General features: G+C 39.1%; 23 protein-coding genes and 8 tRNA genes. 19 read left to right on the forward strand and 12 right to left on the reverse strand.

Annotated elements, in window-relative coordinates; translation table 11 throughout:
- Nucleotides 1–237: 237 nt before the first annotated feature.
- Nucleotides 238–765: a hypothetical protein gene (locus tag AC5WOC_RS13125; protein WP_496055861.1), complete on the reverse strand. Its 528-nt coding sequence runs from the start codon at nucleotides 763–765 to the stop codon at nucleotides 238–240.
- A gap of 407 nt (nucleotides 766–1,172) precedes the next feature.
- Here AC5WOC_RS13125 and AC5WOC_RS13130 point away from each other — a divergent pair.
- From AC5WOC_RS13130 to AC5WOC_RS13145, 4 genes are all read left to right on the forward strand, one after another.
- A tRNA-Ser gene (locus AC5WOC_RS13130) sits at nucleotides 1,173–1,266 on the forward strand.
- Between the two features lie 13 nt (nucleotides 1,267–1,279).
- A tRNA-Phe gene (locus AC5WOC_RS13135) sits at nucleotides 1,280–1,355 on the forward strand.
- 21 nt (nucleotides 1,356–1,376) lie between these two features.
- A tRNA-Thr gene (locus AC5WOC_RS13140) sits at nucleotides 1,377–1,452 on the forward strand.
- A gap of 46 nt (nucleotides 1,453–1,498) precedes the next feature.
- Nucleotides 1,499–1,572 (forward strand) — tRNA-Trp (locus AC5WOC_RS13145).
- 36 nt (nucleotides 1,573–1,608) lie between these two features.
- On the opposite strand, the gene AC5WOC_RS13150 is transcribed toward AC5WOC_RS13145, so the two are convergent.
- The 3 genes from AC5WOC_RS13150 to AC5WOC_RS13160 form a co-directional block, all read right to left on the reverse strand.
- Complete coding sequence (locus AC5WOC_RS13150; protein ID WP_496055862.1) at nucleotides 1,609–2,034, reverse strand: YugN family protein; 426 nt, start codon at nucleotides 2,032–2,034, stop codon at nucleotides 1,609–1,611.
- A gap of 150 nt (nucleotides 2,035–2,184) precedes the next feature.
- Nucleotides 2,185–2,562 (reverse strand): hypothetical protein, encoded by a 378-nt coding sequence (locus tag AC5WOC_RS13155; RefSeq protein ID WP_496055863.1) that lies wholly within the window; start codon nucleotides 2,560–2,562, stop codon nucleotides 2,185–2,187.
- Between the two features lie 152 nt (nucleotides 2,563–2,714).
- The gene (locus AC5WOC_RS13160; protein ID WP_496055864.1) at nucleotides 2,715–3,107 is read right to left on the reverse strand and encodes a hypothetical protein; all 393 of its coding nucleotides are present in this window, start codon (nucleotides 3,105–3,107) and stop codon (nucleotides 2,715–2,717) included.
- A 201-nt stretch (nucleotides 3,108–3,308) separates the two neighbouring features.
- On the opposite strand from AC5WOC_RS13160, the gene AC5WOC_RS13165 reads away from it, so the two are divergent.
- From AC5WOC_RS13165 to AC5WOC_RS13190, 6 genes are all read left to right on the forward strand, one after another.
- Nucleotides 3,309–3,382, forward strand: a tRNA-Cys gene (locus AC5WOC_RS13165).
- Nucleotides 3,383–4,092: 710 nt separating this feature from the next.
- The gene (locus AC5WOC_RS13170) at nucleotides 4,093–4,695 is read left to right on the forward strand and encodes a hypothetical protein (RefSeq protein ID WP_496055865.1); all 603 of its coding nucleotides are present in this window, start codon (nucleotides 4,093–4,095) and stop codon (nucleotides 4,693–4,695) included.
- Nucleotides 4,696–5,351: 656 nt separating this feature from the next.
- Nucleotides 5,352–6,665 carry a vWA domain-containing protein gene (locus AC5WOC_RS13175; RefSeq protein ID WP_496055866.1) on the forward strand — a complete coding sequence of 438 codons (1,314 nt, stop codon included), beginning with the start codon at nucleotides 5,352–5,354 and terminating at the stop codon, nucleotides 6,663–6,665.
- A 127-nt stretch (nucleotides 6,666–6,792) separates the two neighbouring features.
- Nucleotides 6,793–6,880, forward strand: a tRNA-Leu gene (locus AC5WOC_RS13180).
- Nucleotides 6,881–6,944: 64 nt separating this feature from the next.
- Nucleotides 6,945–7,021 (forward strand) — tRNA-Arg (locus AC5WOC_RS13185).
- Between the two features lie 24 nt (nucleotides 7,022–7,045).
- Nucleotides 7,046–7,122: transfer RNA gene (locus AC5WOC_RS13190), tRNA-Arg, on the forward strand.
- 38 nt (nucleotides 7,123–7,160) lie between these two features.
- Here AC5WOC_RS13190 and AC5WOC_RS13195 read toward each other — a convergent pair.
- A complete protein-coding gene (locus AC5WOC_RS13195; RefSeq protein WP_496055867.1) occupies nucleotides 7,161–7,634 on the reverse strand; it encodes a hypothetical protein in 474 nt (157 codons plus the stop codon).
- Between the two features lie 88 nt (nucleotides 7,635–7,722).
- Entirely contained in the window at nucleotides 7,723–8,814 is a 1,092-nt protein-coding gene (gene mnmA, locus AC5WOC_RS13200) for a tRNA 2-thiouridine(34) synthase MnmA (RefSeq protein ID WP_496055868.1), read from the reverse strand.
- A 157-nt stretch (nucleotides 8,815–8,971) separates the two neighbouring features.
- On the opposite strand from mnmA, the gene AC5WOC_RS13205 reads away from it, so the two are divergent.
- The 4 genes from AC5WOC_RS13205 (at nucleotide 8,972) to AC5WOC_RS13220 (ending at nucleotide 12,974) form a co-directional block, all read left to right on the forward strand.
- Entirely contained in the window at nucleotides 8,972–10,468 is a 1,497-nt protein-coding gene (locus tag AC5WOC_RS13205) for a VWA domain-containing protein (RefSeq protein WP_496055869.1), read from the forward strand.
- A gap of 8 nt (nucleotides 10,469–10,476) precedes the next feature.
- Nucleotides 10,477–10,794 carry a PH domain-containing protein gene (locus AC5WOC_RS13210; protein WP_496055870.1) on the forward strand — a complete coding sequence of 106 codons (318 nt, stop codon included), beginning with the start codon at nucleotides 10,477–10,479 and terminating at the stop codon, nucleotides 10,792–10,794.
- 226 nt (nucleotides 10,795–11,020) lie between these two features.
- On the forward strand, nucleotides 11,021–12,430 hold the full coding sequence (gene pepV / locus AC5WOC_RS13215) for a dipeptidase PepV (protein ID WP_496055871.1): 1,410 nt from the start codon (nucleotides 11,021–11,023) through the stop codon (nucleotides 12,428–12,430).
- Between the two features lie 112 nt (nucleotides 12,431–12,542).
- Entirely contained in the window at nucleotides 12,543–12,974 is a 432-nt protein-coding gene (locus tag AC5WOC_RS13220) for a hypothetical protein (protein WP_496055872.1), read from the forward strand.
- 680 nt (nucleotides 12,975–13,654) lie between these two features.
- On the opposite strand, the gene AC5WOC_RS13225 is transcribed toward AC5WOC_RS13220, so the two are convergent.
- Together AC5WOC_RS13225 and AC5WOC_RS13230 are read right to left on the reverse strand one after the other, a co-directional pair.
- A complete protein-coding gene (locus tag AC5WOC_RS13225) occupies nucleotides 13,655–14,233 on the reverse strand; it encodes a hypothetical protein (RefSeq protein ID WP_496055873.1) in 579 nt (192 codons plus the stop codon).
- A 101-nt stretch (nucleotides 14,234–14,334) separates the two neighbouring features.
- Complete coding sequence (locus AC5WOC_RS13230) at nucleotides 14,335–15,477, reverse strand: cysteine desulfurase family protein (protein WP_496055874.1); 1,143 nt, start codon at nucleotides 15,475–15,477, stop codon at nucleotides 14,335–14,337.
- A gap of 176 nt (nucleotides 15,478–15,653) precedes the next feature.
- Here AC5WOC_RS13230 and nadB point away from each other — a divergent pair, with 176 nt between their 5' ends.
- Genes nadB through nadA form a run of 3 tightly spaced genes read left to right on the forward strand, consistent with a single transcriptional unit; the run spans nucleotide 15,654 to nucleotide 19,132 of the window.
- Nucleotides 15,654–17,216 (forward strand): L-aspartate oxidase, encoded by a 1,563-nt coding sequence (nadB, locus tag AC5WOC_RS13235; RefSeq protein WP_496055875.1) that lies wholly within the window; start codon nucleotides 15,654–15,656, stop codon nucleotides 17,214–17,216.
- Nucleotides 17,182–18,048: a carboxylating nicotinate-nucleotide diphosphorylase gene (gene nadC, locus AC5WOC_RS13240; protein ID WP_496055876.1), complete on the forward strand. Its 867-nt coding sequence runs from the start codon at nucleotides 17,182–17,184 to the stop codon at nucleotides 18,046–18,048. The genes nadB and nadC overlap by 35 nt, the downstream gene beginning before the upstream one ends.
- Nucleotides 18,029–19,132, forward strand: a complete 1,104-nt coding sequence (gene nadA / locus AC5WOC_RS13245) for a quinolinate synthase NadA (protein ID WP_496055877.1) — start codon at nucleotides 18,029–18,031, stop codon at nucleotides 19,130–19,132. Before nadC ends, nadA begins: the two co-directional genes overlap by 20 nt.
- Before the next feature lie 153 nt (nucleotides 19,133–19,285).
- Here nadA and AC5WOC_RS13250 read toward each other — a convergent pair whose 3' ends face one another.
- From AC5WOC_RS13250 to AC5WOC_RS13260, 3 genes are all read right to left on the reverse strand, one after another.
- Nucleotides 19,286–19,501 carry a hypothetical protein gene (locus tag AC5WOC_RS13250; protein WP_496055878.1) on the reverse strand — a complete coding sequence of 72 codons (216 nt, stop codon included), beginning with the start codon at nucleotides 19,499–19,501 and terminating at the stop codon, nucleotides 19,286–19,288.
- A gap of 205 nt (nucleotides 19,502–19,706) precedes the next feature.
- A complete protein-coding gene (locus AC5WOC_RS13255; protein ID WP_496055879.1) occupies nucleotides 19,707–20,246 on the reverse strand; it encodes a hypothetical protein in 540 nt (179 codons plus the stop codon).
- A 75-nt stretch (nucleotides 20,247–20,321) separates the two neighbouring features.
- Nucleotides 20,322–20,855 carry a hypothetical protein gene (locus AC5WOC_RS13260; RefSeq protein WP_496055880.1) on the reverse strand — a complete coding sequence of 178 codons (534 nt, stop codon included), beginning with the start codon at nucleotides 20,853–20,855 and terminating at the stop codon, nucleotides 20,322–20,324.
- Between the two features lie 210 nt (nucleotides 20,856–21,065).
- Here AC5WOC_RS13260 and AC5WOC_RS13265 point away from each other — a divergent pair, with 210 nt between their 5' ends.
- Nucleotides 21,066–21,392, forward strand: a complete 327-nt coding sequence (locus AC5WOC_RS13265; RefSeq protein ID WP_496055881.1) for a hypothetical protein — start codon at nucleotides 21,066–21,068, stop codon at nucleotides 21,390–21,392.
- A gap of 295 nt (nucleotides 21,393–21,687) precedes the next feature.
- On the opposite strand, the gene AC5WOC_RS13270 is transcribed toward AC5WOC_RS13265, so the two are convergent.
- Complete coding sequence (locus AC5WOC_RS13270; protein ID WP_496055882.1) at nucleotides 21,688–22,689, reverse strand: NADP-dependent oxidoreductase; 1,002 nt, start codon at nucleotides 22,687–22,689, stop codon at nucleotides 21,688–21,690.
- Between the two features lie 194 nt (nucleotides 22,690–22,883).
- Between AC5WOC_RS13270 and AC5WOC_RS13275 the strand changes: the two genes are divergently transcribed.
- The gene (locus tag AC5WOC_RS13275; protein WP_496056226.1) at nucleotides 22,884–23,201 is read left to right on the forward strand and encodes a winged helix-turn-helix transcriptional regulator; all 318 of its coding nucleotides are present in this window, start codon (nucleotides 22,884–22,886) and stop codon (nucleotides 23,199–23,201) included.
- Nucleotides 23,202–23,347: the final 146 nt, after the last annotated feature.

Consider the following 23,347-nt stretch of genomic DNA (forward strand, 5'->3'; position numbering starts at 1 on the left):
GTTTATGTACACTTTTCAAACTACAATCACAATTTAACATAGAACATATATTTTTGCAAATGAAAATTTTATGTAAATAAATGTAAGAAGACAGGGGGATAGAATACAAGGGAAATGCAGTTGCGCCCCCCTATTCTTTGGTGGAAAGGAGGGCGAGGGCTGTCCCGTCAATCGTTTTGCACCCGAGGTGGTGTCGGGATGTATTGCTATGCGGTACAGTTGCTCTTACCGTAAAGGCTAGAGCTGGAACATCGCTTCCAGAAGCGGCTCCAGGTTCTCCCAACGGTCCTTTCGAGGAAACGTTTCCAGAAGCCTCTTGGCCCCGGCCGTCGTCTTTTCCATGAAGTAGAGCTCAGAGAACTCCTGATCCGATCCCTTCTGGCGAGCCATCAGCTGCTCTTTGCACAAAGGAGTCTGCGCAAAGAGCAGCTCGATGCTGCCGTTCTTCCGCCGCCCGAGAAAGGCAACGGAGTAGGAGGAGATGTCCGCAGGACTGTTTGCATCCAGGTTCATCTCTTCCTTCATCTCCCTCTTGCCGTTGGAGATGAGGGGGTTCGGCGCGTCCATGTCGTCGTCGTCCAACATGCCGCCGACACCAACGATTTTTCCAGCGTGGTGTGTGTTTGCTCCGCTCTTCGCGAAGACAAGGATGCCCTCCGCATTCGACGATCGAGACGACGTTGACCAAGGCTCCAGGCTGCCCAGTACTCCGGATCCACTTGAAGACATCGTAGCTCGAACGGTAGACATGGTAGTGACGGCCATCCTCCGACTCCTCGGCGACGATGTGTACCCCGCCGATTGTGAGAGTGGGGTTTTTGGCTGTCTCTTCCAGCCAGTTTTCCTTGATCTCCTCCCAGTCCTGGGAGGAGAGAGGCAGGTCGCCGATCGCCTCCACACTGAACTCGTCGAGGGTGGTACCGGCAGGCAGGGGCGTAACGCTCATGGGACTTCCTTCTGACAGAGAGTTCGGTTGTTGCTTTTGGTATATTACAAAGTGGAGTGGTTTGGTATAATTGGAAGAAGCGATGTATATCATTATGTTAAAGGTTATTTTTGCAGGAATATCAATGTTTTCTCTACAAACAAAAAATAAAATGAAAAAAGTAGTTGACAATAGGTTGCCCAACAGGTTAAGATAGAAAACGTTCCTGACAAAAACAAAGTGTTTTGGAGAGGTGTCCGAGCTGGCCGAAGGAGCACGATTGGAAATCGTGTAGGCGGGCAAAACCTGTCTCGAGGGTTCGAATCCCTCCCTCTCCGCCATTCTTACATAGATGGCTCGATAGCTCAGTCGGTAGAGCAGAGGACTGAAAATCCTCGTGTCGGCGGTTCGATTCCGTCTCGAGCCACCATTTAAAACACTTTTTATATATGCTGGCATAGCTCAGCTGGTAGAGCAACTGACTTGTAATCAGTAGGTCGCGGGTTCGACTCCTGCTGCCAGCACCATATCTTCTTCTAGCCACCAATTATTAGGCTTGGTGGCTTCTATTATAGGGGCGTAGTTTAATGGTAGAACAGAGGTCTCCAAAACCTCCAGTGTGGGTTCAATTCCTACCGCCCCTGCCATACATAAAAAAAGCTACTCATTTTGAGTAGCTTTTTTTATGTATGGAGTAAAATATGTTCTACTTGTTGTAAGATGTCTTCTGCTCTTGTGATCCATTTTTGGTCAATGGGATGATCTTCTACAGGGATAGGAGCGGTGAATTGATCAACCATCCCGCTGAATACTCCTGTATCTGCTGCAGGGTCGTTTGAATCGTCGGTGCGAAATTCATGTTTGATAACAAAGGGCTTGCCGAGTCGAATAACAGTGTCAGGATCACCAATATCACCAGTCACTTGGAAGACAGGTATACGCAAATAGTACCGGTTGCCGTGCTCTTCTTCCCAGTCTAATGCTTTATCAAAATATCCATGTTCATATGTAAATCCGCCGCCTAGATGGAAATCTTCCGGTTCTAGTTTATCTGAAATCACATAAAATTTCTCTATTTTTCCTTCGAGAGGGGAGTCAATTGGGATCATATGAGAAAAGCTCCTTTTTCATCTAGTGTTTGTAGATTGCGTTTTCTCATACATGATTAATGGTGGGGGATATTTTTCTGCCTCTAATCAAGTGATTAGAGGCAGTCCAAACCCGGAAGTTATGGTTTGGATAGACAAATCTTTAAGAAACTACGACACATTTGTTGCCCAATGCTTTTCAAATGTTGTTACTTCTTTCTTAGAGAAGAATTCTCCCTTTGCATCGAACAGAGGAAATGTCGTGCTCTGATCTTTCTCAGGATGCTTGATCCTGATTTGCGGATAAAAGAACTGATGGAGGTACTGTTCGCCGACCTTATGGATATCCGCGAAAGGATAGCGGATCATGTCAGTGCGGAACATAGAGAAGTAACCAACTGTAAAGCTGATCTTCCGGTTTTTGTGGGTGAGTGTCACCTGAGTTGTGCCCATTGTGTGGTAGTATTCGATTCTCTCCTCGATTTTGTTAGCAGAAATTTGAACCGAAATGTCTCCATGAGCAGTTGGAAGAGTGAATGTCTTTTTCATCTGTTTCTCCAAAGTCGTTGTCCGCTTACGATCATAGTTTATCAAATTATGTATGAATGAGATAGTGATCTATCGAAAAGAGGAGGATTGCAATTGGGGAATAATGTGTTGTGCCTCTAATTTTACATTAGAGGCACTTCCCAACGCGAAAGTCAGGGGTGAATAAGACTACTCTCTAGGTCGTCAGTAAACAATGAAAATGCTTGTACCATGTGAGGAGGCATAAACTGCCCTTCTTCATCAAACAGGGTACATGGGATTTCGAACTTCCCCTTCACATCTTCGATACACATTCCCGGGTGAAAATACTGCACCAAGCAAGCCTTCTTTACATGACTTGTATCCGCGTAAGGAGGTTGGATCATATCTGTCCGATGAAACGTGATGCGTCCAGCAGTAAAACGCACCTCTCGCTGTTTGTATCCAAGCGTTACATGAGTCTTGCCAGTTGTGCCGATCAACTCCTCACGCTCAAGGATATAATAAGCAGAAATGGTGATGGAAATCTCGCCATGTACGGTTTGCAGTTTGTTGTTTACTTCCATTATGACTCCCTGAGAGTAAGTCCGATGTTAAAGTAAATGTAACATATTCTTACTTTGCAAAATAGTATGTCATATGGGATTGCTAATATAATTTTGTATTGACTTTTATGAGGACTATGGTAAACTATTCAAGTGTCTGATGGAAATCCTTTTGTCGAGATTCCACCCACTTAATTAATTTGAAAATACATAAATGTATATGGCGGCATAGCCAAGTGGTAAGGCAGAGGTCTGCAAAACCTTTATCCCCGGTTCAAATCCGGGTGCCGCCTCCAAATGAGTATTGAAGCAACTTTATTCGATTTTTTAAACACAGAAAATAACGTGAATTTAACGTAGACCACAAAAAACACGTACCTTAACCATCTGCTTTAAATGGGAAAGGTCGTGTTTCTTTGTGTTTGAAAATAAAAGAAAAAAACTTACTGTTAGGCCTAGAACCAGCATCCGTTTCAAGAAACATAATTTGCCCAAATTTTGGAGGGGACATTGTTTTTAGCTTGATGTGCATGAACAGTGAACCGCCGCAAGAGGAAACGAGTCGTTTATGGATTTTTTAATGTCGTATTTGCCATTCGTCATAATATTCATAATACAGGCTTCTGCCCAAACGCCACAAGGAATAGAGTGACTAAATAACGTACAATGTATATATCGGATATACGAAAGTACCCTGATCTAACAAAATATTTGATTTTAGGGAATTTGACGTAACCTTGAGGAGTTGGGCAAAAACACTAATTGGAAATTTTTATGTAATTTGCTTTGATTTATAAAATATTATTGTATTTTTTATTCGTTTTTAATATTATGGTCACATTAATTGTTAAACGGACAAGGTGATACAATGAAAAAGTTTGGTATTATTTTAACATCATTCGCACTTGTTTTTCTAATAGTCTCTGGGTGTTCTCCTGCAAAATCAAGCAGTGATACTAATTCAAAAACAAAAGTAACAAAAAGCATCAAAAAAGAGACACCTCTTATGATTTTAAAAGAAAACCAAAAAGTGATGAATACAATAAAAGGCCTGAAATACACTAGCACAACGAAAGAAGTAACAGTTGATGGCAGCACCAATTATACGGAAATTGGAGAGGAGCATTTCAATCCTGGAATTTCCCATTTTACAAACACATTAAATAAGGAATATTATTATGATGAACAATATGTTTATACGAAACAAGATGGTCAGTGGTACAAAAAACAAAATTCAAATGGAAGTGTTTTCGTTACTAATGTCTTCCCGGATTTAGTCAATAATCTTGTTAAATACCTTGGAACGAAAGAGCAAGCTCCTGGGATAACGCTTCAAAAAATCGGCAATGATTATGTCATTACAACCGATTTATTGATCGTAAAACAACCTGCTATGACTGAAAAAGAATTTACTGAATTCAAGAAAAGAAACCTGTCCAGTAAACAAGTGATAACCATTGATTCCAATACATTTGAACCAAAAAAATTCGAAGATCATACGCAAAGTAGAAGCGATGTAAAACGAGATGTCGAAATGAAGCTAACTCCATATAATACACCTATTTCTATTCCAGCAAATGTTTTAAAAAATGCAAAATCAGGTCAATAAAATAAGTAGAACCGAGGGGCATGTAAACTCCTCGGTTTTTTTAGCGTTTCACCAACAATCATATGAAAATCATATGTTCCCCACTTTAATCCTTCAATCCTATTTTCATACTTTTGCTTCCGTTTGAAAAAATATGACTGTCGGAACCAATATCAAAAGGTGTTGTCCTTGGGTAATCTAACTCTGCTACCTTTGCAAAATACTGACTAGATGATGGTTTTATAGTTGATATTTTATCGTAAAAGTTGGAAATAATTTTCCCTTTACTTCTACTTCATAGAAATAGATTATTGCATTGACACTCCACACGGCTAAAGCCGTGGGATTCTTGGGACGATAGCCTCATGACTATTTCATTACCAAGCTAACCCCGTGTGCCCCGCGGTTTACGAATGTTAATTTCATCTTCGCCGTGAACAACTTGGTTTTCGTTATTTCGTCTATACATATATCACCATACGAATACTTGTTTGTAAAGTTGCTTTTTCAAAAGTTGGACTGGTGAAGGAAAACTCCTTTCCCTCGTCCAACGCTTGCTTTCATCCCACGATTAAAACCGTGGGTTTTCTCGCTCGCAATGCTATAATAACTGGGGTGATTTTCTCCTTTTCTTACAGTAAATTGGTCAAGACGTTTAGGACGTGGAAGGATGAAAAATGATTAAAAAAATATTATTGTCTTTTGTTATTTGTTTATTGGTAGCTGGGTGTGGAAATGCAAAACAAGAAGATAAAGAAACCGAAAAGACAACTCAACAAAAAACAACACAGGCGATAACCGACTTAAACACGATGTTAAAACAAGGGCCGGGTTCCTATGCAGCAGATACATATGATCAGAAAGTGTTTGAAGAAAAAGTATTGTCTGCATTTACGAATGCAATGGATGGAAATGAAGTCTATAATCAACTGGTGCGTTATTTAGCAGAGGGTTATACAGCAGATATTGATAAGATGAATGCGGTCGACCCTACTTATATGTTGCAGCACAATGCTCCATCGACAGGAAATAGTAATACAAATGCAGATACGAGGAAAAAATTACATGTACAAATATTGCTGGATGCAAGTGGGAGTATGGCCGGCAAAATCGATGGAAAAAGCAAAATGAATCTAGCAAAAGAATCGGTAGTTCGTTTCGCTGCAGATCTGGGAGCCGATGTAGATTTATCGCTGCGCGTATATGGACACAAGGGGAGCAATAGTAAGCAAGATAAAACAATATCTTGTAATACATCGGAAGTAGTTTATTCGGCACCTGCTTATGATGCGAACAAGTTTAAGAGTGCGATCGGCAAGGTTCAGCCTACTGGCTGGACTCCATTAGCGAAAGCGATGATAGATGCAAAAAAAGATTTGCAAAAAAATGTTTCTGCTGAAGATGAAAATGTTCTCTATATTGTCAGTGATGGTTTGGAATCGTGTGGAGGAGATCCTCAAAAAGCCGCAGAAGAGCTCCATCAATCCAATGTGAAAGCAGTTGTAAATATTATTGGTTTGGATTTGAAGACTTCAGAGAAAAATGCACTTGAACAAATTGCGCAAGCAGGCGGCGGGAAGTATTTAGAAGTGCAGACAGCAGATGATCTAGAACGACAATTGCAAGAAGCAAATGCAGAGCTATGGTTGAAGTGGAAAAACTGGGGTGCCATCAGCCAAGTAGATATACGCAACCAGTGGTCGGAAAAATATATGGAACTAGTGACGACGAGCGAAGCTTCGCTCAAAAAAATTATTCGTGAGCATGATCGTCAAGCAAAGGCATTGCTATATTTGATGAACCAAAAGAAAATTTCGGATAAAGCATATAGTGCTGCCACAGATTTAGTAAACAAACGTTATGAAATGATATCTGCCAAAATAAATGATACAAGAGATAAGAAAGAAACACAGTTTACGAATCTAAGAAAAATAATGGAACAAAGAATAGCAGAAGATACAAAGAAAATGCAAGAAAATCTTCAAAATTGAATCGTTCCAAAGCCAAACCTTGTATATAAGGTTTGGCTTTTTGACTGTTTTTAGAAAAAATCTATTGACATTTATTAAAATTGTGCTAAAATCATTTAAGTGTCTTTCTTTTGCTATCCGTTATTATGCGGGTGTGGCGGAATTGGCAGACGCGCAAGATTCAGGTTCTTGTGGTCATTATGACTGTGGAGGTTCAAGTCCTCTCATCCGCACCAAATAAAGTATTGACTTTTTCAAAAAAAAGAGTTATGATGTATTTCGTTGTTGAAAATCAAATATGGGCCCTTAGCTCAACTGGATAGAGTGTCTGACTACGGATCAGAAGGTTAGGGGTTCGACTCCTCTAGGGCCCGCCATTTTTAACAATGAATTACTTTTATGAGCCCTTAGCTCAACTGGATAGAGTGTCTGACTACGGATCAGAAGGTTAGGGGTTCAACTCCTCTAGGGCTCGCCATCATACATAACAAAAAAGATGAAAGCATAATTATGCTTTCATCTTTTTTGTTTTTCATAAGTAAATAAGATGGCAGCTTGAAAAGATTTTTTGTAGCGTTTTCGCTCAGTCCAAGTGGACGAACTATACTTTGTTTGTTTTGTAGATAGGGGAGGATTTATGTATTTCTTCTTTGTCGGGTTTTCCCATTGTTCTACTTGTTTCCCATTGTTAGGCTTGTCTTGTTTTCGATCAGCCTCCCTATGCTTGGTATTATAGTAAGTATACTTGTTTTTAAGTGGATGGCTTGAAATAAGTGGAAATTGAGCTTTTGCTGTCATTTCATAGGAGGCAAACGGCCATTCTTCTGGAAATAGATAAAATTTCGAGAGGTATTGGTATAGATAAAAAAATGAAGTGAAAAGGATAAGGAAGCATACAAAAGTTGCAGTAAACCAGTGTATTCGAAAATGCTCCATTTTTGAATAAAAAGTTGATAACACAAAGGAGTTATTGGTCGAACTGTATTTCATGCCATCACTCCTATTCGATTGATAACAATATATTACCATAAATTTCAAAATTCAGCAAAATGACACAAAAAAAAGAGGCAGCGCCTCTTTAATAGGTGTTTTCTATAATTCCGCCTCCAAGACATGTTTGGTTATCATAAAAAACAACGGATTGCCCGGGGGTCACAGCTTTTTCTTTTTCAGCATATTTTACAATTGCAGTACCATCGCTTTGTGGGATAACGGTAACAGGTACATCTTTTTGCCGATAACGAAATTTTGCTGTGCAATCAAATGGTTTGGCAGGCATTGTTGGCAGCAGCCAATTTAGGTTACTAGCATGAAGACCTCGAGAATATAAAGCCTCATGTTTTGCTCCTTGGACAACATATAAAATATTATGTTTCATATCCTTTTTGGCTACAAACCACGGTTCTCCTGATCCATTTTCAAATCCACCGATCCGCAGACCTTGTCGCTGGCCGAGGGTATAGTACATCAAACCATCGTGTGTCCCGATTTTTTTTCCTTCTAGCGTATGGATTTCTCCAGGTTTTGCAGGGAGATATTGACTCAAAAATTGACGGAAATTTTTTTCTCCAATAAAACATATACCTGTACTGTCTTTTTTCTTTGCTGTGGATAGTCCCGCTTCTTCCGCTATTTTTCGCACTTCTTGTTTTTGCAGGTGTCCAATAGGGAACAATACACGGTCTAGTTGAGCATGATGTACAGCATACAGAAAATAAGTTTGATCTTTGCTAGGGTCTAAACCTCTTAACAAAGTGGAGCCGTTATTACCATGCTCGACTCGGGCGTAATGACCAGTAGCAATATAATCAGCCCCTAATTGCATAGCTTTTTCCTGAAAATCACCGAACTTAATTTCCCGATTACACATTACATCGGGATTGGGAGTTCTACCAGCTTTATATTCATCGAGAAAGTATTGAAAAACTTTATCTGCATATTCTTTCTCGAAATTAACTGCATAATATGGAATGCCGATCTGCGTTGCAACACGCCGTACATCTTCGAAGTCTTCTGTAGCAGTACAGTGTCCGAACTCGTCGGTGTCATCCCAGTTTTTCATGAACAAACCTACTACATCATAACCTTCTTTTTTGAGCAGGTAAGCAGTGACAGAGGAGTCTACTCCTCCAGACATTCCGACTACTACGCGAATTTTACTTTTGTCCATCTGTTATCACACTTCTATTTTGTTTTTTTCTTATTATACGGCAAGACTTACATTCTCGCAAAATGTGACTATCAATGGTAATCATCGTGCCGATGGTTGTCAAACATAGTTCGATCCAGTAAGCTTAATACAGCACCGTTGGGCGGTAGGAGGTAATATGCGACAAATTGTTAATTTATTCCTTTTGTTTTCGCTTGTGTTAATGACTACTGGATGTTCTGTAGTGATTGAAAAGATTCAGCAGGTTACAGGGAATCAAGTAGAAAATGTGAGTGAAAAGAAAACGGATATTCGAGATAATGCAAATGAAGAAAAACAATTATACGAGCAAGGATTTACTCCACCATCTCCTTCACCTGTTTTGCGGAATATTCTTGAGGACAAAGGGCAAGGCAGGTATGCTACTGATCCGTATCAAGCAAAAAGCGTAAATGAGGCACTGCAAGTCATGCCAGAGGGATTGGCTGAGGATGCGATATATGCTTATTTACTTGGACTGGTTGGTCAAAATTACAAATATGATTTAGAGAGTTTATCTAACATGCTTGGTCCAAACTATCAAGCAAAAATGCGAGTAATGGAACATGATCAGACAAATACATCACATAGTCCTGCGGATCAAAAAACATTAAAACCGAGTAATGTTGTGCTGTTAGTAGATGCCAGTTCTACGATGGCTGATGAATTCAAAGGTAAATCGCGATTTGAATGGGCAAAACAGTATACGACAAATTACATAAAGTTACTTCCAAAAGAGACGTATGTGTCTGTGAGATTATTTGGGCATAAAGGTGGGCCGCGTAAAAAGGATAAACAAGAATCTTGTAGTAAGACACAACCTATCTATCAAGCTGGACCATCACTTGTATCGAAGTTAGATGAAAACTTTTCAAAACAAAAACCAACTGGTTGGAGTCCTCTGGTTGAGGCATTACATGCATCTATGATCGATTTGTCCAAGAAACAAAGAGCAAATAATGAAAACATCATTTATGTGGTTGCAGATAGTTCGGATACGTGTGGAGCAGATTTAGAGCAACAAATTCAAGCGTTGCAGGCATCCAAGCTCGGTGTAATGGTAAATGTAATCGGCATTGATGTTCCAACGAAAGATGAAAATGAACTTACACATTTAGCAGAAGCAACGGGTGGAGAGTATCAAACGATGGAAGATGTTGTTGATTTGGAACAAATAGCCCGTGTGCATGCAAACGAAATAAAACAAATGAATGAACCATGGGAACTGAGATCTATTCAAAAGATGGTAAAAGGTTACCAAGTGACAAATGAAAGATTGGATCGTAAATACCAAGAAATCGTGAAAAACTTAAACAATGAACACCAACGATTATCAAATGCCAATCTACTCGTCAAAAATCAAAAGAAAATCAATGAGACAGAGTACAAAAAAATTAAAGGCTGGATTGACAGTCGCTATGAAGGGGTTCAAGGTTTCACAGAACAAAAATGGCATGCAAAAGAAGCGGAATTAGAACAATCCTTTTCTGATGCAGTAAAAGAGATGGATAAAAAATGGAATAAAAACAAAGTAAATCTTAAGCCGTACGAAAAGCAGAAAAAGAACTTATTGGAACAAGCGAAAAAAGTTATTGAAAGCCCAATAAATCCGCAAACAAGCATTTCAGAGGAGTAAAGTCTAAAATGAAATACGGATTAAAACAGGATACCCGTTTAGGTATTGAAAAGCCTGTTTTATTTGTTTCGTACGAGATGCTGAGTATGGAAGAACAAGCGGAATTTGAATTGCTATGTCAACAGGTAGCAGCGGCTATTCCAGAAGCGATAAAATCATTTGAACATACTTACATGCATTATTTCGATCAATTGGATGAAGTAGACGATGCAGAGTTTTATGATGTAATGGAAAAAATGAATGAGATCTCAAGCTGCATTTGCGATTTGAATTTGCTTTTCCTCTGGATAGAAGGAAATTTCTTATCGCAAAGTGTACATGCATAATATGCTTGTGACTACCCTCATGGGTAGTTTTTTGTTCTTTACTGTGGAGTGGAAATTTTTATGTTATATAGGGCATAATGTATTTTTAAGACACTTTTGCATTAGGGCAAAAATATACAAACATAAGATCATTTTCAAATGGAATCACAAAGAGCCTATTTTTATGTGACAACGTTAAAAATTGGCATTTCAAACATATGGTGTAGTATGACAGGAGGAATTCATAATGAACTGGATCCAAGAGGCAGAATCACGTAGAGATGTTTTTTTAAATAAATTAATAGATTTTTTAAAAATACCAAGTGTTCTTGACGAGTCGACAGCGTCCGAAGGTGCACCTTTTGGAAAGTCCATTCAAGAAGCATTGGAATTCATGATGGAGTTAGGGGAATCAGATGGTTTTAAGGTGAAAAATGTAGATGGATATGCAGGACATATCGAATATGGCAGTGGGGAAGAAATTGTTGGTATCCTATCCCATATTGATGTTGTTCCAGCAACAGAAGGATGGACTTCACCACCATTTTCCCCAGAAATACGAAATGGTAAACTTTATGCCAGAGGTGCTACCGATGATAAAGGCCCTGCGATGGCATCCTACTTTGCCTTTAAGATTATCAAAGATTTGGGTTTACCACTCACCAAAAGGATTCGTTTAATTTTAGGTACCGATGAGGAAACGTATTGGAGATGTATGGATCATTATCTCAAACTGGAAGAAATGCCAACGGTTGGTTTTACCCCTGATGCAGAATTTCCTATTATTACAGCAGAAAAAGGATTTTTAGATGCACAGTTTTCCATGCCTTTACAAGAAGTGGATAGTGAGGAAAATAGAGAATGGATCTTGCAATCCTTTCAATCCGGACAACGGGTAAATATGGTGCCGGAATACGCGACAGCAATATTAGGAGGTTCTGGTGATGTCTTTGAACTCAAAGAAGCATACCAAGATTTCTTGATGGCACGCCGTATTGATGGATTTGCAGAAGAAGCTGACGAACATCTAAAATTGGTGCTTCATGGGAGAGCGCATCATGGATCTGAACCACAAAAAGGCTTGAGTGCAGCATTAGAATTAGCGAGATTTTTATCAACATTAAACCTTGATCATCAAGGAAACCGTTATGTGCAAATGATCAATGGATACTTTGTCGATGGTATTTTTGGTGAAAAACTGGGTATGGTCACAGAAGACAATATTGTTGGGAAATTGACGGTTAATGTTGGGGTTTACCGTTATGAAATAGGAAAAGAACAATTTGTTCGGGTGAATATACGATATCCAATTCACGCAGATGGAAAGCAATTATCGGCACAACTCCAAGCGAAAATGAAAGAATATGGATTGGAGCTTCTGCATGTCGATATTAAACCAGGTCATGCTTTCGATAACAATCATCCATTGGTGCAAACATTAGCCCGTGTTTATGAAGAACAGACAGGATTGCCATCACAATCTCTAGCAGTAGCTGGGGCTACTTATGCCAGAGCGCTGCCTACTTGCGTGGCATATGGACCGATATTTCCAGGAAAGGTAGAAACGGCCCATCAAACAGATGAGTATATCGAAGTAGATGATTTGGTTCGCGCAATAGCAATCTATACTCAAGCAATCTATGAATTGGCAAAATAAATGTAAAAGCTTGGATTCTAACAAAAATCCAAGCTTTTTTTTGTAGATTTAAATGTTATATAATTCAGACAGCACTGTATAGAGACAACAGTGCCTTAGCTCTGGAGGAATAGTGAACGATTTTCAGCCAGCATGGGATCAATTTAATGCTCCTGCTGCAAAGCGGGAAGCTTCTTGGAAAAAGTATTTCCCAGAAGTGATCTCTCTGTTGGAAAGTGCTCGAAAAAATTCCGACCCAAACAGTTTTAAAAAAGATAAGGAAGACTGTATCACTGATCTAAATGAACTGAATGCTTTTGCCAAGAAATTTAAAGACGCAATTCGTGACCGTGATAAGGCGATTGCAATCCTGTCAGATACAAAGAAAGTGATTGAGATTGATAGGGTTATTGTTGGTAAAGCTCCCGTTTTGAAGGGAGTTCGAGATGCTCTATCATATACAAATTCGAGGCTGAGTACTGAGGTTTCTATTGATATTCTCCAGGTTGACAGGGTTATCCTTGATAGGATGATCACTGAACTGAAGCGACAGATTCGGCGGTAACCTCACAAGACGCTGGTGAAAATCACCAGCGCCTGCTTGATTTATCAAAATACTTTCATCAATCAGTATTTCGAATAGAAGAGTAGGCTGATTAATAAACGTATTGACAACTCCATACGGCTAAAGCCGTTGGATTCTTGGGACGATAGCCTCATGACTATTTCATTACCAAGCTAACCCCGTACGCCCCACGGTTTATGTTTGTTGATTTCTTCTTTGCCGCAAGCAAACTTGGTTTTCGTCTGTCACGACTATATATATTACAATGGGAATGTTTGTTTGTAAACTTGCTTTTTTCCAAAGGTTGAACTAGTGAAGGAAAATTCCTTACCCTCGTTCAACGCTCGCTTTCAAGGCGTTAAAGTAGGTCGATCATAATCGGCTATAAATCTCTCATAAATTGCGGCGACGGCATGCACACTCATACGAGTTTACATGCCGTCGCTATGGAGGATAACTATCGTCAGTATCCACTGAGGTTACCCATTCCTTCCTTTGTTGATGTCATCCATTTGCTTCTTGTAGAAGTCCGGGTCGTACATTTTACTCTCCGATCTGTTCAAGCAAATCCTTTCGGATTAGGCAGGGGCAATTACATATTAATTTTATCTAATTTTTTGATAATATGCAAGGGAAATTCGAAAACGCTTACAAAAAAATAGAAAAGAAAGCCTACTTCTTTAAGAAGTAGGTTTGTTGTTAAATAATGTGTTTAAAAACGATCCTGGATCTTTAAAATTTTTTGGGAGAGGTGTTTTTATTTTGACTGGAATATCGTTCTTTTTTAGGACAGAGTAAATCTTTAAAAATTGATCTCTCCGATATAAAGGAGAATTATAGTTATTTAAATCAACCGATGTACCATCATCAAAACGAATGATAAATTGAAGTCGTAAATCATTTTGAGTATAAACATTTTCGTGCTCATTTATCATGTAATCCAGCTCTAATTGGTTGATTTCATGCCATTCCTTGATTTTAGCATCTTCGATATCAAAAAAGTTATTATAAGCAATACCTTTTTGCGTTAATAAGAGGTAATTATCAAATCCAAGTACTGTTAATGGTCCCATGATCAAATAGAAAATAGAGAAGAAAATAAAGCGACTTCGCAGTTTTTTGGCGTCAAAACGTTGATTGATAAAGGAAAGCACAAATAATATCAATACAAAGAAAAAAACAAAAGATAGACCATAGGAAAGATTGGTACCAATCAAATAGACTTGGTCTTCTTTATGATAGTTCCATTGTTGCATCAATATGTAGAGAACCCATAGAATAGCCGAAAGCAGAGTAGTGATCAGCAAATGACGCGCTAAGTTCGATAAATTATTCCACATTGGTAGAGAGAAGAGACCTCCTAAATAATTGATTTTAAATAATGTGTAATTTTTTTTAGTTCTGTTAATACATAATCGATATCAGCCTTTGTTGTATCTCTGCCTAACGTAAAACGAAGGCTTTGATATGCTTGATCCAAGTTGTTGCCCATTGCCATTAATACATGAGAGGGGGCATGTTTTCCTGCACTGCAAGCAGATCCGCTAGAAACATAAATTTGCTTCCGATTTAATTCTAAAAGAATTGCTTGGCCTTCTAATCTTTTAAAGCTCACATTGATGTTGTTTGGAAGGCGGTCAGTCAAATGGCCATTTAAGCTGACTTCTCCTAATTGTTGCAGTTGCTGCCAGAAGAAATCTCTCAGATTGGTTTGACGGATACTTTCTTCATTCATTTCTTCTGTCGCCAAAGATGCCGCTTTCCCAAATCCAATGATGGCAGGTGTATTTAAGGTGCTAGGGCGCCAGTTTCTTTCTTGACCCCCGCCGCGGAGCATGGGTTCTAATCGTATTCCTTTTCGGACATACAATGCACCAATTCCCTTAGGGCCATATATTTTATGGCTTCCTATTGATAAAAAGTCCACTCCTAGGTCAGTGACATCACAAGGTAATTTGCCAAATAACTGAACTGCATCCGTATGAAATAAAATCCTTTTGTTTTTTAGTAAAGCAGCAATTTCCTTGATTGGTTGCAGGGTGCCTACTTCGTTATTTGCTGCCATTACACTAATTAAAATAGTATCCGGTGAAATTGCTTGTTCTATGTCAGCTAATCGAACCATCCCATACGTATCAACAGGCAGATAGGTTACTCGATAACCAAGCTTTTCTAGATAGCGGCAAGCTTCTAGTACAGACGGGTGTTCAATCTGTGTTGTAATAAGGTGTTTTCCTCGTTTGTTATGATAGAGAGCGGCTCCGATTATTGCTAAGTTGTTTGCTTCTGTACCACTGCTTGTGAATATAATTTCACGGGAAGAGGCGGCGTTTAGTGCCACGGCGATTTGTTCTCGGGCATGTTGTATATCAGTATGAGGTTGTCTGCCCATATCGTGGATACTTCCCGGGTTTCCAAATATCTCAGAGAAATAAGGAAGCATTGTATCTAATACTTCTGGTCTGACGGGGCTGGTGGCCCCATAGTCAAGATATAAAGCCATGTTCACCATCCATTCTTTATCGGACGAAAACGAGCTGTCTTCATGTTATCCATTATAGCGGAAAGATACAGAAACGAAATGATGAAATTTTTGTTGACATTATCGCAGATCCTGAGAAAATAAAAGTGATAGATGTGTGAACAAATGATATTATTTTTGTGAAGGGATGCACGAATATGACAGCGAGAGTAACAGATTTTCTGGTTATTGGCAGCGGAATAGCTGGCTTAACTACTGCGTTATCGCTTGCACAGCATGGTCATGTGATAATTATCACAAAATCAAATGAAGAGGCATGTAATTCCTATCACGCACAAGGCGGTATAGCAGCGGCAATTGGGAATGATGATTCTCCCCAGTTGCACTGGGAAGATACAATGCGTACAGGTGTACAACACGCGGATGGAGATTCTGTGGAAATGCTCGTTCAAATGGGGCCAGAAATCATTTCATTGCTTGCAGATTGGGGAACTCCATTTGATAAAGAAGGGGAAAAATATGCTCTTGCAAAAGAAGGATCTCACAGCAAATCCCGTATATTACATGTAACAGGAGATGCGACAGGAAAAGGAATTATTGATTCGTTGTTGTCGTATGCAAAGAGGCATCCATCGATTTCATTTGTATCTCATACGATGGTAGTGGACTTACTCGTACAAGATGAAACATGTGCAGGTGTTATTGCTGCTGATCGTACAGGAGATGCTCTGTCCTATTATGCTCGTTATGGTGTTGTTTTAGCTACTGGCGGTTGTGGTCAAGTGTTTCGTTATACCACAAATGATAGGGTATCCACTGGTGATGGTCTGGCGATGGCTTATCGTGCAGGTGTCCCATTAACCGATATGGAATTTGTTCAATTTCACCCTACTGCACTAGATGTGGAACAAAATCCGATGTTTCTTATTTCTGAAGCTGTTCGAGGAGAAGGGGCAGTGCTTGTAACAGAAGATGGTAAACCCTTTATGAAAAAGTATTCCAATTGGGGAGATTTAGCTCCTAGGGACGTGGTTTCCCGTGCTATTTTTCAGGAATCGATACAAGGACACCGCGTATTTTTAGATGCAACAAAAATCAAGGAACCATTTGATCAGCGATTTCCTACGATTTTTGCTGCATGCATGAGTTTTGGTATTGATCCAAGGGTTGAATATATTCCTGTAGCCCCTGCTGCTCATTTTGTGATGGGTGGGATAAAAACAGATCTTTCCGGTCAAACAACAATGAATAGATTGTTTGCTTGTGGGGAAGTTGCTTGCACTGGTGTACATGGGGCAAATCGTCTTGGGAGCAATTCACTACTGGAAGGAGCAGTCTTTGCACGTCAAATCGCCAAAAAACTTTCATCACTAGAACCAGTGGAATACCCTTTAGTGGATTTGACGGAAGTCTCGATAAGATTGTGCACAGATAAACAATTGGAAGATCATTGGAAAAAACAAATTCAAGATACCATGTGGAAATATGCAGGTATTTCTCGAACCAAGATGGGTCTGAGTAAAGGGCTGGAGGAATTAGACAACCTTGCTGAAAAACTGCCAAGGGAATATTTAGAATCCCAAAATATGTTACAGATTGCACAATTGATCATAAAATCTGCTTTATGGAGAGAAGAGAGTCGTGGTGCTCATTTTCGTTCTGACTACCCAGAAACTCAAGTAGAATGGGCTTTACGACAATATAAAATAGAGGAGAAACAACAGCATGAATCCCATTCAATTGCGTCAATCTATTCGTGATATGTTGAACGAGGATATTGGTTCTGGTGATATTACAACAGAATCATTGGTGGAACCCAATCATCAAAGTTCAGCGATTTTGTTAGCGAAACAACCTGGTGTTATTGCTGGTCTACCAATTATCGCGCAAGTATTTGAAGAACTAGACCCCCATTTTGATTTTCAACCATCTGTTAGCGAAGGGCAAAAAGTAGAGGCTTTTGAGACAATCGCCGTTATGACAGGTTCAACGAGAGCGATTCTTACTGCTGAACGTGTTGCGTTAAATTTATTGCAGCGTATGTCTGGTATTGCAACGTTGACAAGACAATTAGTCGATCAATTAGAAGGATTGGATTGTCGTGTGTTGGATACGAGAAAGACGACGCCTGGGCTCAGGCAACTGGAGAAATATGCTGTTCGTATGGGCGGCGGAACCAATCATCGATTTGGATTGAGCCACGGCGTTATGTTGAAAGACAATCATATCGCTTTTGCCGGCAGTGTCCAAAAAGCAGTGGAAAAAGTACGCCAACAAGTGGGACATATGGTTCAGATTGAAGTGGAAGCAGATACATTGGAACAAGTCGCAGAAATTTTGGAATTGCCCATTCATGCGCTATTGCTGGATAACATGGACATTGCTGCTTTGCGAAAAGCAGTCTCGCTTGTCAACGGAAAAGTGTGGACGGAAGCATCAGGCGGGATTACACCAGAAACGATACGGGCTGTCGCAGAAACTGGCGTTAATGCTGTATCTGTTGGTTATTTGACTCACTCGGCAACTGCTCTTGATATTAGTTTGGATTTTGTGGAAGAGGAGACAGAACATAATGATCCATTTGCAATCTGAAACCATGCTCCCAGAAGTTTATCGTCAGCTCTCTGATTCAGAATTAGATGAACGTATCAAACGGGCAAAAGCTGTTTTAGGCAAAGATTTGGTTATACTTGGTCACCATTATCAGCGGGATGATGTTATTCAATATGCTGATTTTCGTGGAGATTCGTTAAAATTGTCCCAAATAGGGGCAAGAGAGCGAGATGCCAAAGTAATCGTCTTTTGTGGTGTGCACTTTATGGCAGAGACTGCCGATACGTTAGCAGCAGAAGAACAGATGATCATCCTGCCTGATTTGCAAGCTGGATGTTCGATGGCTGATATGGCTGATATCGAAGATGTAGAAGAGGCTTGGGAACTGCTCGTTGAACAATTTGGAGATACAATTATTCCGGTGACATATGTGAATTCCACTGCGGCGATCAAAGCTTTTGTTGGAAGACATGGCGGGACGACCTGTACTTCTTCTAATGCAAAAGAAGTCCTTACATGGGCTTTTACTCAGAAAAAGCGAATCTTGTTCCTGCCGGATCAGCATCTTGGACGGAATACTGCATTTGGACAGTTAGACATCCCTCTGGAGCAAATGGTCATTTGGAATCCACATACTGCTGAACTGGAAGCAGTAGCAGGAGACCTGGATGAAGTTCGCATGATTTTATGGAAAGGACATTGCAGTGTCCATCAAAAATTTACAACAGAACATATCTCACAAGTGCGTCAGCGTGATCCGGAAATAAAAGTGCTCGTTCATCCCGAATGCTCTTTTGAAGTTGTCCAGCAGTCCGATTTTAATGGTTCTACTGATTACATTATCAAAATGATCGAAGCAGCTCCTGCTGGAAGCAAATGGGCAATTGGAACAGAAGTGAACTTGGTAGGCCGTTTAGCCAAAGAACATCCTGATAAGCACATTGAGTTGTTGAGTACAACCATGTGTCCTTGTTTGACAATGAACCGTATTGACCGTCCGCATTTGTTATGGGCATTAGAGAGCATTGTAGAAGGAAATCCGGTAAATCAAATTGAAGTGGAGCCAGATATTATTCATTGGTCAAAAATAGCATTGGACCGCATGTTTGCTGCAGGCAAATAAAAAAGGAGAGAGATCAAATTCTCTCCAAAAATTTTCGTCGCAGCTTGTCAAACGGAAATGAAAATGTTTATGATGCTTTCGAGAAAATAATATTAATGTATTAAGATATAGCAGGTGGGTCCATTCTAATTGGAATGGACCCACTTTTTCAACTTACTCCTGAGTGTAAAGAATGCACATCTTCAGAGCTTTTTCTTTATTTTTATCCTTGTTGGCGACATCCCAAATACGGGCCTTGAACTCATCCAGATCCTCTCGTTTACTGCTCATAATACTTTCAAGCAGATCCTTGTGAAAGGAAAGAGCGTTTTTGACAGAAGTACGATTGAGACGATCCTCTGAAAAGAGGTCTTCATCACCGATGTTCATAATAGCCCCACTCTGTGAGAAGGTGAATTATTCTTCCATTTTAATCATATAATAAATTATAGTATAAGCATAGGGCCTATTTACTATTTCGATTTCGTATAGATTTACTTTGTGAGAGACATAAAGTATCGCAGCGATATATATCCTATTTAAACAAAAAAACCAGACTGCTAAAGTCTGGTTATAATGAAAGAAGGTAACATTTTTAACCTAAGTAATCCGTTGGATCGACTTCTATCCAATCGATGTCACCAGTTGGTGCTTCTTGATCGTCTATTCGATCGACGTCAGTGATTTTCCATTCATCGCCTTCTTTATTCAATACATACGATTGATATTCATCTTTGTTGCCATCCCCTGCGTCTAGCTCACTCGGGTTGGCAAATCCGCCTTTAGGAACACGCAGTAAAATCGTTCTTCTTGTATCGGATTGGGGTTGGTTTGGTGCATCAGCGATATAGTATGGCTTTTGTATTCCGCTTGACATGCATTTTTGAATATAACTGATTACGTCATCTTTATTATCTGGATCAACGAGATTACTATTCATCGTGGGAGACAATAAAGTAATCAATTTATTATAGCGTTCTTCGGAAGATGGAGTATCTGCTTTCGCATAAAAATTGTTTGCAAAAGTAGCAGTTACTTTCTGGGCGTCATCCAAACCGCCAAAACAACCTGTAGTAAAAATGGAAAGAGAAAATAAAAAAGTGAGCAGAAGTGCGTATCGGTACTGTTTTTTCAATGCGTTCACCTCAAGTGTTTATTTGGTACTTTTTTAGTATATTAGAAAAGAAACATTCAAAAAAGGGAAACATGTTTAATTTAAATAATTAGCAGGCTTTGCCTCTTTCCAGTCTATCTGCTGCTTCTGTATGTCTTTTTCATCTATAGCTTTTGAACTCTCGATTTTCCAACTGTCTCCCGTTTTGATTAGCGTTGTCTTTTCATAATAAGGACCGATCGCTTCACCAGTAAACATATAGCGCATATTGTCTTTCTGAATACGTACGATTAAGGTTCGTTTGGTATCTGTTTGTGTACTGGATGGATCATCACCTATATAGAAGGTATTTGTTAGTCCACTCCTCATTGATGCTTTCATGATGCTTGCTAGATAGAGAGCACCAAGACCACTAATTTTGTTTTTGTAATCTTTTGTTGAAATGGATTCGATTTTTTTCATTCGTTCTTTTTCGTCCAATTTATCGCCTTTTCCATATATCGTACTTATATAAGTCGCACAAACAATTTGTGCTTCATCTAATCCATCTCCAAATAAGGAACAAGCAGACGCAACAGCAGTGAGGGAAAACAGCAGCAACAAAGCTAATCCTTTTTTTATCCTTCTCATCAAGGCTACACCCCAAATGTTATAATATTTCTATTTTTCCATTATATATGAAAAGGAAAAGGCATACAAAAAATTACTCTGTTGTGGGCAAAGTGATTTTTTGTCTATAGTTAAAAGTATATATTTCAAGCGAAGAACGATAGGTAGAGCAAATTTTAGTAATGTGATATTTTAAAATAGAAGGATAATATCAAAGAAAGGTAAGGTGCTGTGAGTATCGGAGTGGTGAACATTGCTGTTAATTGGCAATTTTCCGATGATGGGAGAAAAGGTAACAAAGGAAAAGCGAAATTGACCATCAAGGGTACATGGTCAGGTGGTTATTTTTCTACATCGGAAATTATCAGTGTCAGCCTCACTGGTGAGATTAAGGGAACTTTTACAGTCAAGGTTGATGTAAATGGTGAACGTAGTAACACTACAGGAAATGACACGATCAATCTTAACGGAGTTACTTGTTCCATATATTATAAAGTTAGTGAGCCAGAAGGGCTACAGCTTGAACTCTATGCTACTCGCCTTCGCCCGCCAGATTGATATTTGATCTAGATCAAACCGCTTGATTACGAGCATTTTTCGTACATCGCGTCTAAGCTCGATTTAAGCAATGTTGCCTAGATGAGTTGGTTCTTTTCTCATCTAGGCGGATATATTTTAAAAAAGTTGACCAATAATTTTAACCACAAATGAATTTTCCGATTCAACGGATACATGTATTTTTACATCAGAAAATATTTTCGATGAAATAAATTCATGTTTTATGAAAATCTCGACAAAATAAATGAAATACTATTAAAACGAAATGATTAGGCTATGTTTTCTGCTAATGTGATCATATTTTTACTAATAGCTTTCCTATATTCTCACCAGAAAATAGACCTTCAAATGCTTTTGGTGTATTTTCAAATCCCTCTACAATATATTCTTTATATTTAAGTTTGTTTTCTTTAATCCATTCACTCAACGCTTTGAGCGCTTCTGGAAAATGGGACTCATATTGGACAAATGAAAAACCTTGAATAAGTGCAGCATTTTTGACCAGGTACATGCCTATCCTTGGACCTGCTTCAGGCTGTTCTAGATTATATTGAGAGATTTGACCGCTAATGGGTATTCGTGCATCAGGATTAATTAGTGGCATAACAGCATCAGAAATATTTCCTCCCACGTTATCGAAATATACATCGATCCCATTTGGTGCTGCTTTTTGTAAGCTTGAAAACAGATTGGCTGCAGTTCGATAATTAATGGTTTCATCAAAGCCAAGCTCATTCCTCAAATAGTTATTTTTTTCGTCTGAACCAGCAATACCAACTACTCGAGCACCATATATTTTGGCGATTTGACCTGCAAGCATGCCAACTGATCCAGCAGCTCCGGATATGACAACTGTTTCTCCTCTTTTTGGCTTTCCGATTTCTGTCATTCCAAAGTAAGCAGTCAAACCAGCAATTCCCAGAACACCAAGTGCTGTGGAAATAGGAGCTTGGTCAGGATTTAGTTTGTTTAATTGATTTGCTTCTACATTCGCGAATGTCTGCCAACCCCAGGAGCCTGAAACATATTCACCTTTTTGAAATAAATCGCTATTGGTTTCTATTACTTCTCCAACAGCTCCGCCACCAAATACTTTCCCCAGTTGTGCGGGAGGTCCTACAAATTTTTTTTCATGCATCGTATTACGTAAATAAGGATCGATAGATAGGTAATGAGTTTTTACTGAAACTTCGTTATTGATTGGTGACGAAAGTAACTCTTCTATAAGTTCAAAATTTGTTTCATCCGGTTTTCCTGTTGGCCTGCTCTTTAATATGATTTTTCTATTTGTTAACATTAGTGAATCCGCTCCTCCGTGTTTTCTTATGAAATTTATTGATATACGATATAGATAGGCGTTTCATAGAAAGTGATTGTCTCTACTCTTGAAGTATAAAATGCTGATAAATTTAATGTAAGAAGGCAAATGAATTGGATATAATCCATTTGTTTTGACTAGCTTATTTTTTGTAAGGAGGTGAGGTTTTGAGAATATCAGAAGAAGAACAAGTAAATCCTCCAATCTGTGAAGTATTGCAAATTCTTCGTGCAAAGTGGACTCTCTTAGTGTTCGAGGAACTATATAGGGGGCCAAAAAGGTTTAAACAGCTTCAACGGATTGTGCCATTTATCAAGACCCAGTCTCTAACGGATGTACTGAGACACTTAGAACAATTTGGAATTGTAGAACGTGAAGTGTTTCCTACTGTACCTGTTACAGTAGAGTATTCTTTAACGGAAAAAGGGATTGATTTTCAAACCGTTTTACAAGGAATGGACAAGTGGGCATCAAAGTGGAATCAAAAATAAACAAATGTACAGGAAAGCAATTTGAAGAGCATCGATAGGATTGTACTCTAAATTGTTTTATAAAATGTTCTAGAATAACCAAAACGACTCTGTGTAAAAATAGAGTCGTTTTGTACGATTTGCAACATTCTTATGAATAATAAGCT

The organism is Shimazuella sp. NTD247 (assembly GCF_059510415.1).